Annotated in this window: 10 protein-coding genes and 3 pseudogenes; 6 read left to right on the forward strand and 7 right to left on the reverse strand. The window is 60.8% G+C overall.

The window, feature by feature from the left end; translation table 11 throughout:
* Nucleotides 1-89 precede the first annotated feature (89 nt).
* Nucleotides 90-803: a response regulator transcription factor gene (locus tag V1279_RS09725; protein WP_334434731.1), complete on the reverse strand. Its 714-nt coding sequence runs from the start codon at nt 801-803 to the stop codon at nt 90-92.
* Between the two features lie 466 nt (nt 804-1,269).
* A pseudogene (locus V1279_RS09730) lies at nt 1,270-2,191 on the reverse strand (transposase).
* Nucleotides 2,192-2,307: 116 nt separating this feature from the next.
* Between V1279_RS09730 and V1279_RS09735 the strand changes: the two are divergent.
* A complete protein-coding gene (locus V1279_RS09735; RefSeq protein WP_334434734.1) occupies nt 2,308-2,988 on the forward strand; it encodes a response regulator transcription factor in 681 nt (226 codons plus the stop codon).
* 509 nt (nt 2,989-3,497) lie between these two features.
* Here V1279_RS09735 and V1279_RS09740 read toward each other — a convergent pair.
* The 3 genes and pseudogenes from V1279_RS09740 to V1279_RS09750 all read right to left on the reverse strand — a co-directional run.
* The gene (locus V1279_RS09740; RefSeq protein ID WP_334434737.1) at nt 3,498-4,283 is read right to left on the reverse strand and encodes a metallophosphoesterase family protein; all 786 of its coding nucleotides are present in this window, start codon (nt 4,281-4,283) and stop codon (nt 3,498-3,500) included.
* Entirely contained in the window at nt 4,250-5,413 is a 1,164-nt protein-coding gene (locus V1279_RS09745; RefSeq protein ID WP_334434740.1) for a carboxylate--amine ligase, read from the reverse strand. The genes V1279_RS09740 and V1279_RS09745 overlap by 34 nt, the downstream gene beginning before the upstream one ends.
* Nucleotides 5,414-5,633: 220 nt before the next feature.
* Nucleotides 5,634-6,081: pseudogene (locus tag V1279_RS09750) on the reverse strand (hypothetical protein); the annotation flags it as partial.
* Nucleotides 6,082-6,156: 75 nt separating this feature from the next.
* Here V1279_RS09750 and V1279_RS09755 point away from each other — a divergent pair.
* Nucleotides 6,157-6,369: a hypothetical protein gene (locus tag V1279_RS09755; protein WP_334446766.1), complete on the forward strand. Its 213-nt coding sequence runs from the start codon at nt 6,157-6,159 to the stop codon at nt 6,367-6,369.
* Here the strand turns inward: V1279_RS09755 and V1279_RS37800 are convergent.
* Nucleotides 6,307-6,762 (reverse strand): annotated as a pseudogene (locus V1279_RS37800) (glycosyltransferase); the annotation flags it as partial. The gene V1279_RS09755 and the pseudogene V1279_RS37800 overlap by 63 nt on opposite strands.
* 2,252 nt (nt 6,763-9,014) lie before the next feature.
* Complete coding sequence (locus V1279_RS09760) at nt 9,015-10,268, reverse strand: tyrosine-type recombinase/integrase (protein WP_334434742.1); 1,254 nt, start codon at nt 10,266-10,268, stop codon at nt 9,015-9,017.
* 283 nt (nt 10,269-10,551) lie between these two features.
* On the opposite strand from V1279_RS09760, the gene V1279_RS09765 reads away from it, so the two are divergent.
* From V1279_RS09765 to V1279_RS09780, 4 genes are all read left to right on the forward strand, one after another.
* The gene (locus tag V1279_RS09765) at nt 10,552-12,018 is read left to right on the forward strand and encodes a sensor histidine kinase (protein ID WP_334434744.1); all 1,467 of its coding nucleotides are present in this window, start codon (nt 10,552-10,554) and stop codon (nt 12,016-12,018) included.
* Nucleotides 12,015-14,960: a bifunctional [glutamine synthetase] adenylyltransferase/[glutamine synthetase]-adenylyl-L-tyrosine phosphorylase gene (locus V1279_RS09770; protein WP_334434747.1), complete on the forward strand. Its 2,946-nt coding sequence runs from the start codon at nt 12,015-12,017 to the stop codon at nt 14,958-14,960. Before V1279_RS09765 ends, V1279_RS09770 begins: the two co-directional genes overlap by 4 nt.
* Before the next feature lie 76 nt (nt 14,961-15,036).
* On the forward strand, nt 15,037-15,234 hold the full coding sequence (locus V1279_RS09775; RefSeq protein ID WP_334434750.1) for a hypothetical protein: 198 nt from the start codon (nt 15,037-15,039) through the stop codon (nt 15,232-15,234).
* A 25-nt stretch (nt 15,235-15,259) separates the two neighbouring features.
* A complete protein-coding gene (locus V1279_RS09780) occupies nt 15,260-15,652 on the forward strand; it encodes a hypothetical protein (protein ID WP_334434752.1) in 393 nt (130 codons plus the stop codon).
* Nucleotides 15,653-15,673 lie beyond the last annotated feature (21 nt).

Below are 15,673 nucleotides of genomic sequence, written 5' to 3' on the forward strand. Positions count from 1 at the left end.
CGCGTACGACTGGCTCAGGCCCGATCGACAACGTCGCTGTAATTTCGCTCAAAAAGCAGGGGACGCGAGAGTCCCGACAGTTGCCCGGCCTATTTTCCGAGCCGCGCTGTTCCGTTGCGTATCAGGCGGCCAACATTCGGAGTCTTCACACGATTTGTGTGTTGATTGATCAACTCTGGTCGTACTACTAATCCCTCGATCTGCTTGAGATCGGGAACAATCGGGAGCGAGTCCGGAAATTGCTCGCTTGTACTCGAGCCGTCTATTATCGGTCGCACCACTGAACCATTGTTCATCCCCCAAATTGCCGCTTGGGTCCGGTTCTGGACCCGGATCTTGCGAAGGATCGCCTTGACGTGGACCTTAACGGTCGCCTCCGCGATATCGATCTTGCGCGCTATGGACTTGTTGGAATCGCCCGCGATCAGGCATTGCATGATTGATTGTTCCCGGGGGGACAGTTGTTGCGTCATGCCGCGCTCCGCGGTGAAGGCGACCGCCCGAGCATTATCGTTGCGCGGCTCCGGCCTGGCGAAGTGGTCGCTTTCAGGCTGAAGAATGGATGACATGAATGCCGGCGGGAAGATTATTTCGCCCATCATCACCAGTTCAATGGATTTGACGAATACATCACACGTCATGACGTCGATGAAATAGCCGCTGGCGCCCGCCCGAAAGGCCGAAACCATCTCGTCTAGCCGGTAGTGATCGGCCACGACCGCAAGGCGTGCTTTCGGATGCCGCTCCCGCAAGAGCTCGATATGTTCAACTGCGGATTCGAAATCATCGCCCGCATGGACCATGAGAATCAGCGATGGGTGCGATTGGAGTTTATTCGGCGACAAATCATCAGCGCATGACACCGACGCAAGGGTGCGAAAATTTGCCGCGCTTAGAATTCTAGCAATTCCCTCTCTGATTAGAACGCTTTTCCCGACGATAAACGTTGCAAAAGATCGCCGTCTCCGCATTTCACCCTCCCAGCCATTATGCAATCTGACAATTTCGACAATTCCGAAGACACCGTAATTTTTCGGCCTTGAATTAGCGCTTTTCCGATCGATTGAGTCTTCTTCGCCTTCGTCTTTCTAGAGTGTGGCAGCCTGTCGGGGTGGAACGATTCTCCTTTCACAACGTCGGGTTGGATGCCTCAAAATTGGTAAGCGTTTGTGAATGTTAGATTCGAATTCCCGCTATCCAAATATACCTTTGGGTATAAGCCCTCGGCATTAGTCTTCCCCCGAAAAAGTGGACAGGTTCAAGCGGCTTTTAGTTCCATCTCGATCGGGGGAGATATCTGATCGCGGAATGGAGTCGGGTCGATTGTAGAAGCCCTCAATGAAGGCGAAGATCGATGCGGTGATGTTGGCGGCGGCGAGGACCGACCGATATTCATGTGAAGCGTACTGCACGCCGCGATCGGAATGATGGATCAATCCGGCACCCGGCCGCTGCTGGCAGCCAGACACAGCCAGGCTCCGCGGTTGGAATGTAAGTGATATCGGCCAGCCAGACCTGGTTATGAGCGGCGGCGGTGAAGTCACGCGCGATCAGGTTCGGCGCGATCGGCAGAGTGTGACGGCTATCGGTGGTGCGAACCCGGCGGGGCGGCGCGATGATCACCCGAATGCCATATCGACGCATCAGCCGTTCGATCCGGCCGCAGCTGGCGCCACGTCCCTGCGTCCGCAGAGTGGCATGGACCCGTGGACTGCCATGGTGCTGACCGGACGCTCGGGCCAGGCATAATAGCCGGTCAGCGAGACCTCGAGCACGGCACACATCAGCCGTACCAGATAGGTGTCGCGGTAGTCCTCAATGAAGCGGAAGCTCATGTCCGCGTTCCGGCAAAGATCGCGATCGACTTTTTTAAGATGTCGCGCTCCATGCGCAGCCGTTCGTTCTCCTGGCGCAGCCGGGCGATCTCCCCAGCCTGGTCCGCCGACATCGGCGTCGCCTGCGTGGTGGGGCGCCACGCCACCGATGTTGGCTCCTGCCGGAACTTGTCCACCCAGCGCCGCGGTACCGAGTCGCGCAGACCGAGTTCCTTGGCCGCCGACGTGACCGAACGACGGCTCGACACCGCCGACTCGACGGCTTGACGCTTGTAATCCTCCGTGAACAACTGACGTTGACGGACGTTCTTCCATTCGACACCTCCTGGCTCTCCGAGCCTACTACAAGTGTCCACTCATTCGGAGGAGGTTTAGCCATACCGTCATGGTCGATTATATATTCTGGCATCGAGCAGGGGGAGATGAATAAGGGCTGGGGGCGGGGTTAACATTCGGGACTGAGGACTGCCCAATGCGTAGTATCAGGGTGGTGATTGCGGATCGGTATCCCGTAGTTTTGAAGGGCTTGAGCAACGTGCTTGGGGCACACTCCGATTTCAAGATTGTTGCATCTTTCACGGATGGTCCGGGCTGCGTCGAAGCAATTCGGAACCTAGCGCCGGACATAGCTATTCTCGACGGCTCGATGCCTGGCGTGAGCGGGCCGGAGATTCTCTCCATCGCAAATACCGAGAATCCGTCCACGCGGTTCGTCTTTTTCACCTCGTCTGAAGTGGAACGTGAGCTGGTCATGTCCGCCACGGTCGACGGTTTCAGCTTCATCTCAAAGGATGTGGCGCCCGAGATTCTCGTGCAGTCCTTACGCCAGGTTGCGGGAGGCCGACGGCTGCTGCCACTGCCCACAGCCGATCAGGCCGCATTTCGGGAGCAAAGCGCGATCACGGAGAACGCACTCGCTGTGCTGACAGACCGCGAGCGCCAGATCATGCGGTTGGTGTCCGAGGGGCTGTCGAACAAGGAAATCGGCCGACGCCTGAAGATTAGCAATGGCACCATCAAAGTGCATCTTCATCACATCTTTCAAAAGCTTGAAATCAGCAACCGGACAGTACTCGCGGCCATTGCGATCTCGCAGGATGACGGTGCGGATGTCTACCCAGAAAGTGAACCGCCGCGGATTCGTCGAGGTTAGAAACGAATAATCCGGAAGCGCAGCTGAAGCGCAGACGCCCTGACGAGCGTCAGCTGCTACATGGCTTCCCGCAAGGCGCGACTCCCGCGAGCGGCTCAATAGGCCTCGGTCACGAGGACCGTCGGCATACTGACATGAGGTTTGCGGACACTATTGGCTCACGAACAGATTTTTTCGCCGGGCTCATTCTCATGTTGAGCTCGACCGAGTACTGCAATACAGGCCCCAAGGGCCCGGGTGGTAAATCCCAAGCTTCTTGTGTCGGCAATGCCCAGCTGATAGCGAAAGCGGGAACGAAATCAGTTTCGAAGTAAGCTTCAATGTTACGGATGCCGGGGGAGTAGCAGGCGGTTTCGGCCGTATCCAGTGATGTAACCGGTCTCGAATAGCGCAGACGCATGCCGTGCGTTCCGCCGCCCAGGGTCGAGGCTACAGGTCTGTCGGGCTGAGCCTGATCACGGCCCGATCCGCCGCTGCGATCGTGCGCAGACGCTGTCGAACCCCGGTGCTCATCGAAAACCAGGAACCTTACGCTGCAGGGCGTAGAAGCGGTCCCGCCAAGGACCGATGCGATAACCGGCGCCAGCCGCCTTCGCTTCAGTGAGCATATCGTCATATGGCAGGCGGAAGAATTCTACGGTCATTGGACCGCTATCGAAAAGCGCAAATTCTGCGAATTTTGGCGCTTGCTTGCGCGAAGCGTCCAGTGATCCCGGATTGACGAAGTATTCCCGATCCGAGCGCAGTTTCACGACACCGTCCGCGAGAAGGTCGCGAACGCTTCCATCGTCTGCGACCTCAAAGATCTTCTGCTCATGCACGTGACCATAGAAGCAGACGTGACGGCCGGGAAAGTCTGCGCGCAGATAACGGACGTTCTCTTCGATATGAAGCGGCGTGGTCATGTACTGTTGCACATCGCGCACGCCGCCGTGAACGAGCACCACGCTGTCCTCGATCAGGACGGTTCTCGGCAGCGAGCGCAGATATTCCACGGTGTCGGGCTGGAGCATTCGGCGCGTGCGTTTGAGCGCATGCATCGCCTTGTTCGAGCAGCGTTCGAAGCCGAGGCGCCTGATGCCGATAAGGTCGTGGTTTCCCGCAACGGAGACGACGCCGCGCTCCCGCAAAATGGCGGCGCAATCGTCAGAATCGGCATTGTAGCCGATGATGTCGCCGATGCACAGGAGTTGTTCGGGGCGGTGATCTTCCAGCGCCGCGAGCGTCGCGACAAGAGCTTCGCGGTTGCCGTGGATATCGCCTAACACGCCATAGAGAGCCATCGTCGCGACCATACCTTCATCAGCCCGAGCAGTTTACGAAACTTGCGAATGAAGTCCATCGCCAGGGGCGTCGGATCGCTCCAGGCGAAGATGTTGTAGACGGTGCGCGTAAAGACGATCGAGGACAGCCAGCCAATCAGGCTCAGCTGCCGACGCGCGGCGAGCTGGCGATAGGCGCGCCAATCGAGCGGCATGCAAAGCCAGCGCGTGTCCGTGCGATAGGACAGCCGCGGTGGCCGCTTGCCCACGACAAGGTAGTCATACGCTACCTCCATGAGGTTGAGGCCATTCGCCGCGCCGAGGTAATGCCAGAGATTGAAGCGCGCGTTCACCTCAAGAAGAAAGTGCTCGCCGGATTCCACATCCGTCTTGAAGTCCATTTTGAACGCGCCTTTCAGAGGCACCTGCTCGGCCATCCGGCGCCCGAACGTCGCGAGAGCGTCGTCGTGGATCAACTCGATGAACGAACTCTCGCCGGTGAGTGGCGGCGACGTGCGCAACTTCCGGCCGACGAACGAGGCGAGGACCTTTCCATGCTCGTCGCCGACACCGTGGAATGACCAGAGCTGGCGATCATCTCCCCGAACGTACTCCTGAAATGTGAGATGATCGCGAAAGCGCCCGACGCGCGGATCGGCAGCTGCTGCGCGGCCGTTCTCGAAAATGAGCGCCTTGCTGTGGTCGCTGAAAAGCTGGACCTGCAGCTGCGAATGGTACCAGCTGAATTTCGAGCGGGGTTTGGCAAGCACCGGGTTCTCGATCTCGGAAAGCAAATCCCATGGGAGGCTGCGCGGCGCCGGAAGATCTTTGGCGCGCGCCAGCGCCTCGAAGCGGTCCTTCGTCAGCAGATCGAGCGCAACTTCCGGGTCGTTCAGGAGCAGCAGAAACTTCTCCTCGAAGCGGGCGCGATGCATGTAGATGAGTTCGAGGAAATAGTCCTCGCCATACATCAAGGGAACCCGGCGGCCCAGCGCGCGGAAAAGCCGGTCCCCGGTATCGAGAAGCGCCTCGATCAGCGCGTCTGGCTCGTTCCGGGGCGGAAGGATGCAGCGCCCGCTGCAATAGCGGGAGGCGAATGCCGGGGCGCCCTCACTTGAAGCAACGATCGCCGGAATGCCCGCCATCCCGAGCGGGCGGAGCAAGACGGGGCCAGCCGCAAGCAGAACCGGCGGCCGGTCCGCCGTGATGTTCCGGCAGTTGATGTCGAGTATGGTGGCCATTGCCCTCTATATGGATTGATAAGGCGTACTCGGTTGAATTCATCGCAACTTCACGATCGGCGGCTCTGCTTCATCCCGTGATTTTCTCGCTTCCTTGAGGCGACGTATCGGTTTCGCCTCTATGTTGGGCTCCATTTCAACGTCACCCATTCGCGGCATGATCCCTGGCGTAACCTCCGGTCGGGGCTGGGCGAGCAATGGGCGGCGGCGGAACGCCAGGCGCCAGGTAGCCGCCGGGATTCTTCGATTGCCAGCGCCAATGATCGGCGCACATCTGCGTCAGCGACCGTGTCGCCTTCCAGCCCATGGATTCCTCGGCGAGGGTCGGATCGGCGTAGCAGACGGCAACGTCGCCCGTGCGCCGTTCGCCGATCTCGTAGGGGATCGTCCTGCCGCTTACCGCCTCGAACGTCCGGATCACTTCCAGGACACTGCTGCCCTCGCCGGTGCCGAGATTGACCGTGAACACGCCCGGGCGTGTCTGGTCGCAGCACGCTCAGAGGGCCCTCGGCGAGGTCGGAGACGTGGATGAAGTCGCGGATCCCGGTGCCGTCCGGAGTGGGGTAGTCGCCGCCCCAGACCGTCAGCCTCGGGCCAGAATCCAGAATCAGCACCCGAGCGTGCGGCCGCACCGAGAGGAGAGCTGGGAGAGCGCCGATAACTCGATGGTGGCCCTTGTACTTCTCAAGCGGACCTATCGAGACGACAAGATCGCGCTCGGTTTCGACGGGGTCGTCTCTGGGACCTTCCGGAAAGTCTGGACCGTTCAGTATGACCGCGAAAGCCTCTGGGCCCAAACCGAAAGCCCGACCATAGAGCTCGACCTCAAATTTCGCGAGCGTCACCAGTCGCTCGGCTTCCCGGACGAGCGGACGTAACGCACGCCACTGGAAGGACCGCAGGCTATTCCGCAGGACCGAAGGGTGCCCGCCGCCGTGGAATGTGAGAATATAGGGGCGCCCGGATGTCAGGGCGCCGGGCATCGCAAGCGGAGCAACGCAGGTGTGGTAACTTTGGACATGGACGAGATCCCAACGTCCATCTGGGACGATGCGATATAGCTCCGGCGAGAACAGCCAATCTTTGCTCCGCGGCCGAGCGGGAGTGCGCAGAACTTCGACGCCGCCGACGAATTCCCGTGCAGGATAGCGCTGCGACACATCGGTCGTCACGACCGTGACGTTAACGCCGTCCTCGACGAGGCGTTTCGAAACTTCTTGCACATGGTTCTCGATCCCGCCCATATCCGGATGAAACCGAGACGTCGCCATCAAGACGCGCAAAGTAATCGCCTCATGTCTATTGCTGTTCCATCGCCGGCGGGAAGGAGCGATTTGCGGATTACGACAGCGCCCCCGTCAGCGCGCCCAAGGAGAAGCCGGCAAACGCGCAACCGAGGCCCGAAATGATAGCTCCAACTCTCGCCAGGCCATCGAAGTGACCCCGGAAAAGCGCTTCGCGACAGCCGGCCGCCACGCCATCGGAGAGGAGGCGACGACGATAGCGGTGTTCACGGGGGAATCCCGAAAATATCTGGCCAGTTCGGCCTTCCCGAGCCGCTCATGATAGCGGCGCGACGCGAAATAGCTGAAGCGAACTCGGCCCGCATGGTTGGAGCTTCGGCGAAGCCCCGCCGCATTGGAAGCGCGATGGTTAGGTAGCCATTCTGGATTAGCCGAAGGATCGCTTCAGGCGTTCCCACGAGTCGGACGCGCCAGCGAGCTGTCAACGGCGGGCACGAGGGGTGCCGAGGGCCTACCGCGGAATGCCTTGCGTCCCTACTTCATTGAAATTGCTGGAGGGAATTTTTGGCATTTTTCCAAATGCGCGTTGAATTCGTTGAATAATCAGCCGGTTTCGCGGGTAAACCACTCTTGCAGGGCGTTTGCCTGGCGGCGCACTGCAATGAAATCTCGGCCCTCGAAATACACCTGATTTATAGAATCCCAGTTAGCCATTCAGCTATAGGCGACCGCGGTTTCTTCGATGGAGCCCGCATGATATCGAATCGAACCATGCCACTCTCGTTGGTTCGTTCGCGCAGCATTCGATAGCGGCTCGGCTCCCGCGCAAAACCTCTAGAAGCAGGTTTTGCTGCGCGTGGGTATTGTGCCTCTGCGCTACATCGGCTTGGCAACAGCGTAAGCATAGTTGAATAGGGCACGAACTTCGACAGCAGCCGCTTTGCCGAATCGATCGTTTCAAGTTGCCTGAAACGGCTGCTTTCATTTGGAAACGGCAGCCAAGCTATTGAAATTGCTACTGCGCATTTTTCGGTTTTCTTCCAAACGCGCCTTGAAATCATTGAATAATCAAACTGATTTTGATTCCGCCATTCAGACGCCCGATTCGTCCGGCCGCGGTCAGGACTGAAAGCACTGAGTCCGTTATACAGAAGGCGCTGTTCGGGGCCGAATTTTTAGGCGCGTTTGGAAAGCGCTGTTCCCATTCCCAGGTGTGCTACGATAGTGGGTCTCGCGATATAGCCCGGCGACTCGGACGCGTCGATCCGCCCACCGTTACGCGCTCTAACGGTTGGCTTCTTCACTGTAAGCCATTGATCTGCAATGAACGGATTTTGGCTCAGTTGGAAAAATTCCCTTGAGATATCAATGCGAATAGGATGCCTCTTAATCATCGGGTCCCAAGGTTCGAGCCTTGGTGCGCCTACCGTCCCATCGATTACCTAGCTGACGTGCAACGCCATTCCGACAGGCGAGCATCGCCTATGGCCGCCAATCGTTTGCTCGAAGCAAACCTGAGCTACAGTCGTCCAGTATCCGGCGCGAGCAATAACGCGACAGCTCGATCAAGCCTAAAGAAAAGCCGGACCGTTATGCAGCAGCCATCTGCATAATGGTCCGGCCTGACTGGTCGTTGCGCGGATATTCTGTCGGCGAAAGCTGCGGCCTGTCCGTGGCGCAAAGGGCGTAACGGACCTCAGATGCTATCCGGATAGTAAGAGGCTTCGCTGAACGGCTACTTCTTTTTCTTCTTGGCTGTCTTCTTTGCCTTCTTTGCCTTCTTCGCTTTCTTGGCCATGTTGCCCTCCGTGATCCCAAAAGTTGGCTCGATGCAAGTCGACAATCGACGTGCATAGATTCAGGATACACCATAGTTACAAAATTGATACTGCGCGCTTCGAAGAGGGTAAACGACATCGTATTCGAGGAGCAGCTTCGCTTGCCTTCATCAAAACGGATCATGACGAACTACCAATGCACTGCGCCGCTCGCAGGATCCTGACGCGCGTTCACACATAAAACTTGAACGGCTGCCGTTCCTCTCCCTTCGCCGACCCCATGGTGAGGACATCCCAACCATCCGCGCAAACCGGACGGTGACGGGCAGGCCATCGTTGAAGTTACACGAGTTGTAGTTGATCTTCGTGAGACGTTGGACTGGGCTAAGAACCACCGAGGCACAGGCCACGGGTCACTTGGCGCGCGGTTCAACGAAGAAGGGCTGGGGCGAAATCTGCAGTGTGGAAATAAAAAGCCGCCCCGGAGGGCGGCTTGCTTGGTTAGGCGACCAGCTTGAGCTTTTGCCGCTTTCTTTCGGGTGGCTGCTCGCCCGACGCATTCTTGCGCGGCTTAATGAAATCAGCCCACGCCTGCAGCGCCTCGCGGCGTCGCTTGATCATCTCGCTGTCCCAATACGACAGTTCAGCCTCATCGCCGACGCGGTGCGACAGGCAGAACTCAAGCACTTCGCGGCGGAAATTGTGTTCCTTGTTGTCAGCGCCCCAATTTCGGAAGCTCGTGCGGCAGCCATGCATGGTAGATTTGACGGCAGTGCGCTCGATGGCCCCCACAAGCGCGTTCGCCCGGAACGGCTGATGTTGCTCGGCGTGGTCGGAGGGGAACACGTACTTATCCGTTCGCGGCATCGATTGGATGATCTCGATGGCCTGATCTGCCAGCGGGACGAGATGCGGCTTCGGCTCTAGCTCGCCCTTAATCTTCATCTTCTCAGCCGGAACCATCCACGTCCTTGCTTCGAAGTCGAGCTCCGTCCACTCCATCAGCCGGATTTCTTGGCTCCGCGACACGGTGAGGATGCCGACCTCTGTGCAACGCGCGGCGTTGCCGAGATCATAGCGCAGCCCTGTCATCATTCCCGGCATCTTCGTGTATGGCGCGGACCGATGCCCCTTCTTACGATTCAGCTTGCGGGGCGACGGCAGCAGGTGTTTGAGGTTGCCGCGCCATGCCGCCGGGTTCTCGCCCGTGCGCAGTCTCAATGCTTTGGCCGCGTCCATCAGCCGCTCGATCCGCTGGCGCGTCCGTGACGCTGTAACCGGCTTCACGGTCCAGATCGCCTTGAGCGCCTCCAACACGTGCTCGGTGGTGATCTCCTGGAGCTTCTTGTCGTGCAGGCTCGGCACGTCCCGGACGGAGCGCCGCCACTGCTTCAACTCCTCTTCGGACAGCCCTTGGCACCAAACGGGGTACTGCTCCTCGGCAAACTCCTTGAACGTCTTGCTGCCCTGAGCGGTGGCCCGCTTCTTGACGCGCGGATCGATGCTCTCGCGCTTCAACGCGACCTTATAGTCGCGCGCCTTTTCGCGCGCGCTGCTGAGGGTCAGAACGTCGCCGCTTGCGCTGTCGCGGTCGCCAGCCCTGGCGAACTCCATCTGCGCCCGCTTGCCCTCGAGGTCGGTGAAGCGGAAGGCCCACATCCGATCACCGCTTTCGCGCACCACCAGATAAAGCCCCCCACCGTCCGCATGAACGCCAGCTTGCAGGGATTTAACTTGGTTCGAATTGAGTGCCACTTTAACGTTCCCCTTCCGCTTACCACTTACCGTCACGGATGCTCGGTCGTGATGGTCAGTTGTTCCAAAATCGAGCTGCTTTGGATGTGTGACCATCACGGATGCTTTGGAAGGGAGAGCCGCGTCAGCTTACCAGTTTTTCGCCAGAATCGGCCGGCGTTCGGCGATCTTCAGTGAAGTAAGACGACAGCACATGCAGGTAACATACTGAAAATAAAAGGAAATAAAAAGCGTGAGACGGTCAGTGATACCAGACGCAACGCTCAGAATGGATACATGATCCGTGACGGCCTTCGGTAAACTGATCCGCACCACGGCGTTTCGCCTGACGCTGGTCTATCTATTCCTGTTTGCGCTGTTTGCGGCGTCGCTGGTCGGCTATTTCGCCTGGAATACGCGAAGGTTGATCAACGAACAGATTACCACCACGGTGAACGCCGAAACCGCCGAGATCAACGACATCTACACGCGCCGCGGTTTGCGCGGCGTTGCCCTCACAGTCGCCAACCGCGCGCTGCGGCCGGGCGCCAACCTCTATCTCGTCACGACGCCGGAAGGGGTGGCGGTCGCCGGCAATGTCGGCTCGCTGGCGCCGGGCGTGATGGCCTCGCTCGGCTGGTCGGAGACCGCCTATCGCCGGCTCGACGAGCAGGATACGGCGCATCATCGCGCGCTGGTGCGCGTCACCGAACTCACCAACGGTTTCCGCCTGCTGGTCGGCCGCGACCTCGAAGAGCGCCGCCGGCTGTTCGGCATCGTCGCCAACGCCGCGCAATGGTCGCTGCTGGTCGTCATCGTGCTCGGCATCGGCGGCGGCATCTTCGTGGCGCGGCGGGTGCTGCAGCGGATCGACGCCATGACCGGCACCACAAGGCGCATCATGGCCGGCGACCTTTCCGGGCGTCTGCCGGTCGGACGCAGCGGCGACGAGCTCGATCGCCTCGCGGAAAACCTCAACGCCATGCTGGAGCGCATCGAGGCGCTGATGATGGGGCTGAAGGAAGTCTCCGACAACATCGCCCACGACCTGAAAACGCCGCTGACGCGCCTGCGCAACCGCGCCGAGGAGGCGCTGGCGAGTTCCGGCAGCGAGGCCGAATACCGCGCGGCGCTGGAACGGACCATCGAGGAATCCGACGGCCTGATCCGCACCTTTAACGCGCTCTTGATGATCGCGCGCGCCGAGTCCGGGCAGGCGCGCGGCAACATGGATGATTTCGATGCGGCCGACGTCGCCAAGGGCATCCACGAATTGTACGAGCCGCTGGCCGAAGACGACGGCATGACGCTGCGCGTCAAGGCTGCTACCGCGCGGCTGCATGGCAACCGTGAGCTGATCAGCCAGGCGCTCGCCAACCTGGTCGAGAACGCCATCAAATACGGCAAGCCGTCGCCGGTGGTGCAGCCGCTGGATCCTGCGGCCGCCGCGCGCACCCGGGAGATCCTGATCGAGGCGCGGCGCGAGGGCGACCACGTGCTGTTCAGCGTCACCGATCATGGGCCCGGCATTCCCGAAGGCGATCGCAAGCACGCGGTCGAGCGGTTCGTGCGGCTGGAGGCGAGCCGGACGCTGCCGGGTTCCGGCCTCGGCCTCAGCCTGGCGTCCGCGGTGGCGACCTTGCACGGCGGTGAACTCCGGCTCGGCGATTCGCATCCCGGCCTGACCGCTACGCTGGTCATCCCGGCGCTATCCGCCGCGGGTGACAGGCTTGCGGCCCAAACGCCGGATGTGCCACAGAAGGTGGCATGAATTCCTCCGCCTTGGCCGCGCGGTTCGTGAGCGGGCCGCGCATCACCGCCAGCAGCAACGCCGAACAACGCCTGGGAGACTGGTTCGCCGAACTGGAGCCGGCGCAATCGGCCGAGATCGGCGCGTGGCTCGATCGTCCGTTCGCCAGGACCATCCTGCTCGGCATGGTCGAGTTCTCGCCATACCTGTTCGACCTGATCCGCACGGATGCCGCGCGGCTGATCCGCCTCCTGGCGTGCGACCCGGAACAGCATCTCACCTCGCTGATCGAGAAAACCTCGCGCGACGTGCTCGCCGCCACGGGCGAGGCCGACGTGATGCATCTGCTTCGCCGCATGAAGTCGGAGGCCGCGCTGTTGATCGCGCTGTGCGACATCGGCGGGGTCTGGCCGGTGATGCGGGTGACGGCGGCGCTAACCGATCTTGCGGTAACCTCCGTGCAGGCGGGCTTGCGTTTCCTGCTGCGCCAGGAGGTCACGCGCGACCGCATGACGGCCGTCAATCACGACCGGCCGGAGGAGGGCTCTGGCCTGATCGTGCTCGCCATGGGCAAGATGGGCGCGGGCGAACTGAATTATTCGAGCGACATCGACCTGATCGTGTTTTTCGATTCCGCCGCGACGTCGCTGGTAGCCGACATCGAGCCGGCGCCGTTCTTCGTGCGCGTGACGCAGGCGCTGGCCCGCCTGCTACAGCAGCGCTCCGGCGACGGCTACGTGTTCCGCGTCGATCTGCGCCTGCGGCCCGATCCGGCCTCGACGCAGGTGGCGATTTCGACCGAGGCGGCGCTGCATTATTACGAGCGGGAAGGGCGGACCTGGGAACGCGCCGCGATGATCAAGGCGCGCGTTTGCGCTGGCGACGCCAGGGCCGGCGAGGCGTTGATCGCAGAGCTTTCGCCGTTCGTCTGGCGCAAGCATCTGGATTTTGCCGCGCTCGCCGATGTCCACGACATGAAGCGGCAGATGCAGACCTATCGCGGCCAGAGCGAGATTTCGGTCGAAGGCCACAACGTCAAGGTCGGCCGCGGCGGCATCCGCGAGATCGAGTTTTTCGCGCAGACGCAACAGCTCATTGCCGGCGGTCGCCATCCAGAATTGCGGGTGCGCCCCACGCTGCACGCGTTGCAGGTCTTGGCCACCAGCAACTGGATCACCTTTCAGGCCTGTGACGAATTGACTGATGCTTACGAGTTCCTGCGCCGTGTCGAGCACCGGCTGCAGATGATCTGCGACGAGCAGACCCATGCGCTGCCCGAAGATGCCGAGGCCGTGGAGCGTTTTGCAAACTTCTTCGGCTATGAGAGCCGGGCAGCCTTTGCGAAAGATCTGCTCGGCCATCTCAACATCGTGCAGGGGCATTACGGCAAGCTGTTCGAGGGCGATCCGACCGGCACGGTGAAGCTGCCGCAGATCAACTACGCCGCAGGTCCTGAGGATGCGCGCCTGCTCGACCATCTGACGACGATCGGCTTCAAGAAGCCGGTCGCGGTGGCTGGCACCCTGCAACTCTGGATGCAGGGCAATTATCGCGCGCTCCGCAACGAAGCGACCAAGGCCGCCTTCATCGAATTCGTCCCCGGCCTGATCGACGGGCTGGCACACGCCGAAGATCCCGACGACGCCGTGACCGCGTTCGATCGCTTTCTCGGCGCCTTGCAGCGCGGCGGCCGGCTGATTTCACTCTTGAGAGAGAACCGCGAGCTGGTCGCGCTGGTGGCCTTGATCCTCGGCGCGGCGCCGCGGCTCGGCGACATGCTGGCGCGCCAGCCGCAGATCATGGACGGCCTGATCGATCCGCGTTTCTTCGGCGCGATGCCGGACCAGAAGGAATTGTCGGCGCGGCTGGCGGCGACGCTAAAGGACGCGGACTCCTATGAAGACTTCCTCGACCGCCTGCGGCTGTTCGGCCAGGAGAGCCTGTTTCTGATCGGCACGCGCATCCTGTCCGGCACGGTATCGGCCCAGCAGGCCAGCGTCGCCTTTGCCGACGTCGCCGAAGGCATCGTGCACACTGTGCACGGCCTGGTCAGGGATCAGTTCGCCACCCAGTACGGCCGCATCAAGGGGCAGGAGACCGCGATCCTCGCGATGGGCCGGCTCGGCAGCCGCGAGATGACGGCATCCTCCGACCTCGACCTGATCCTGCTGTACGATTTCGACGCGGACAATCCCGATTCCGACGGCGAACGACCGCTGCACGGCGCGCAATATTTCGCGCGTCTGACCCAGCGGCTGATCTCGGCGTTCACGACGCGGACCAATTACGGCGTGCTCTATGACGTCGACATGCGGCTGCGCCCGTCGGGCCGTGCGGGGCCGCTGGCATCGCGGATCGATTCATTCGCCGACTACCAGGAGCGCGAAGCCTGGACCTGGGAGCACATGGCGCTGACACGCGCGCGGGCGATTTCGGCTTCACCGGCGTTTCGCCGGAAGATCGAGGATATCATCCGCAGCGTGCTGACGCGGCCGCGCGACGCAGTCTCCACCGCCGGCGACGTCGCCGACATGCGCCGGGCGATTGCGCTGGAAAAGGGCGAGGGCGACATCTGGGACCTCAAGCTCGCCGCCGGCGGGCTCGTTGATATCGATTTCATCGCCCAGTATCTGCAACTCGTTCATGCCTCGGAAAAACCCGAAATCCTCAGCGTCTCCACGCTGCAGGTGCTCGACAACGCCGCGCGCCTCGGCGTGCTGCCGCAGTCCGACGCCGAGATTTTGCGCTCAGCAGCGCGGCTCTATCACGACCTGACGCAGATTTTGCGGCTTTGCGTCACCGGAAAATTCAATCCGGAGACCTCGGGCGAGAATCTCTTGCGCGTGATGGCGCGCGCCGGCGACACGCCTGACTTCTCGACGCTGGAAGCGCGCGTGCGCGAGACGCAAGGCGAGGTGAGGCGGGTATTCCGGGCATTGGTGGGCGGCGGTTCTTCCGCCTGAAGAGTTCCAGGCTCCTCCCGGATCAGGACGGAACTCCTATGGCCGCGTTGGATTGTTGCGGGAACAGGAGGCCGGGATGCATACCGAAATCGACATTTTCGACAAGCCCATTGAGCGTATCAGGAAGACGTGCGAGCTCATGGGTCTCGGCGCCGATTTCGACCGCAAGCTGCCGGCACTCGAAACCTATCTTGAAGGGCTCGTGGCCGAAGGGGAAACCAGTGAGGAGCGGCTGACCGTGAGCGGCCTGATCTTCGTCAAGCAGGCACGATAAAACAAGCACGCGCGATAGGCGTCGAATGGCCGGTTGGTTTCGTTTTCAGCTTTTCGAAAGATTTCGGTGCGCTTTGAAGGTCCGTCTCAAAAGCGCGGAACTCTTGCCATTTTTTCCTGTTCTGACATCTGCGCAACTCAACCGGGATGGATGGTCCATGCGTAAACTACTTTTGGGAATGGCGCTCACAATGCCAATCGCCTTGCTTTCTCCAGCAACAGCGCTGCCTTTGGCTCATCCATTGTTGCACGATGCCCGGGTCAGCGCCGATCTGATCGAAGTAAAGGGCGGACGCGGCCACGGCCATGGTTGGGGCCGAGGACACGGCTATCGACCGTTTGGTTGGAGCCGCGGCCGCAAGGTCGGCTGGCGGGGCCGTGGCTGCCCGCCCGGTCACTGGAAGAAGGGTTGGTGCTGAGAATTGAAACCGGCTGCCGTC

Origin of the sequence: Bradyrhizobium sp. AZCC 1610 (genome assembly GCF_036924515.1) — a bacterium.
GTDB lineage: Bacteria > Pseudomonadota > Alphaproteobacteria > Rhizobiales > Xanthobacteraceae > Bradyrhizobium.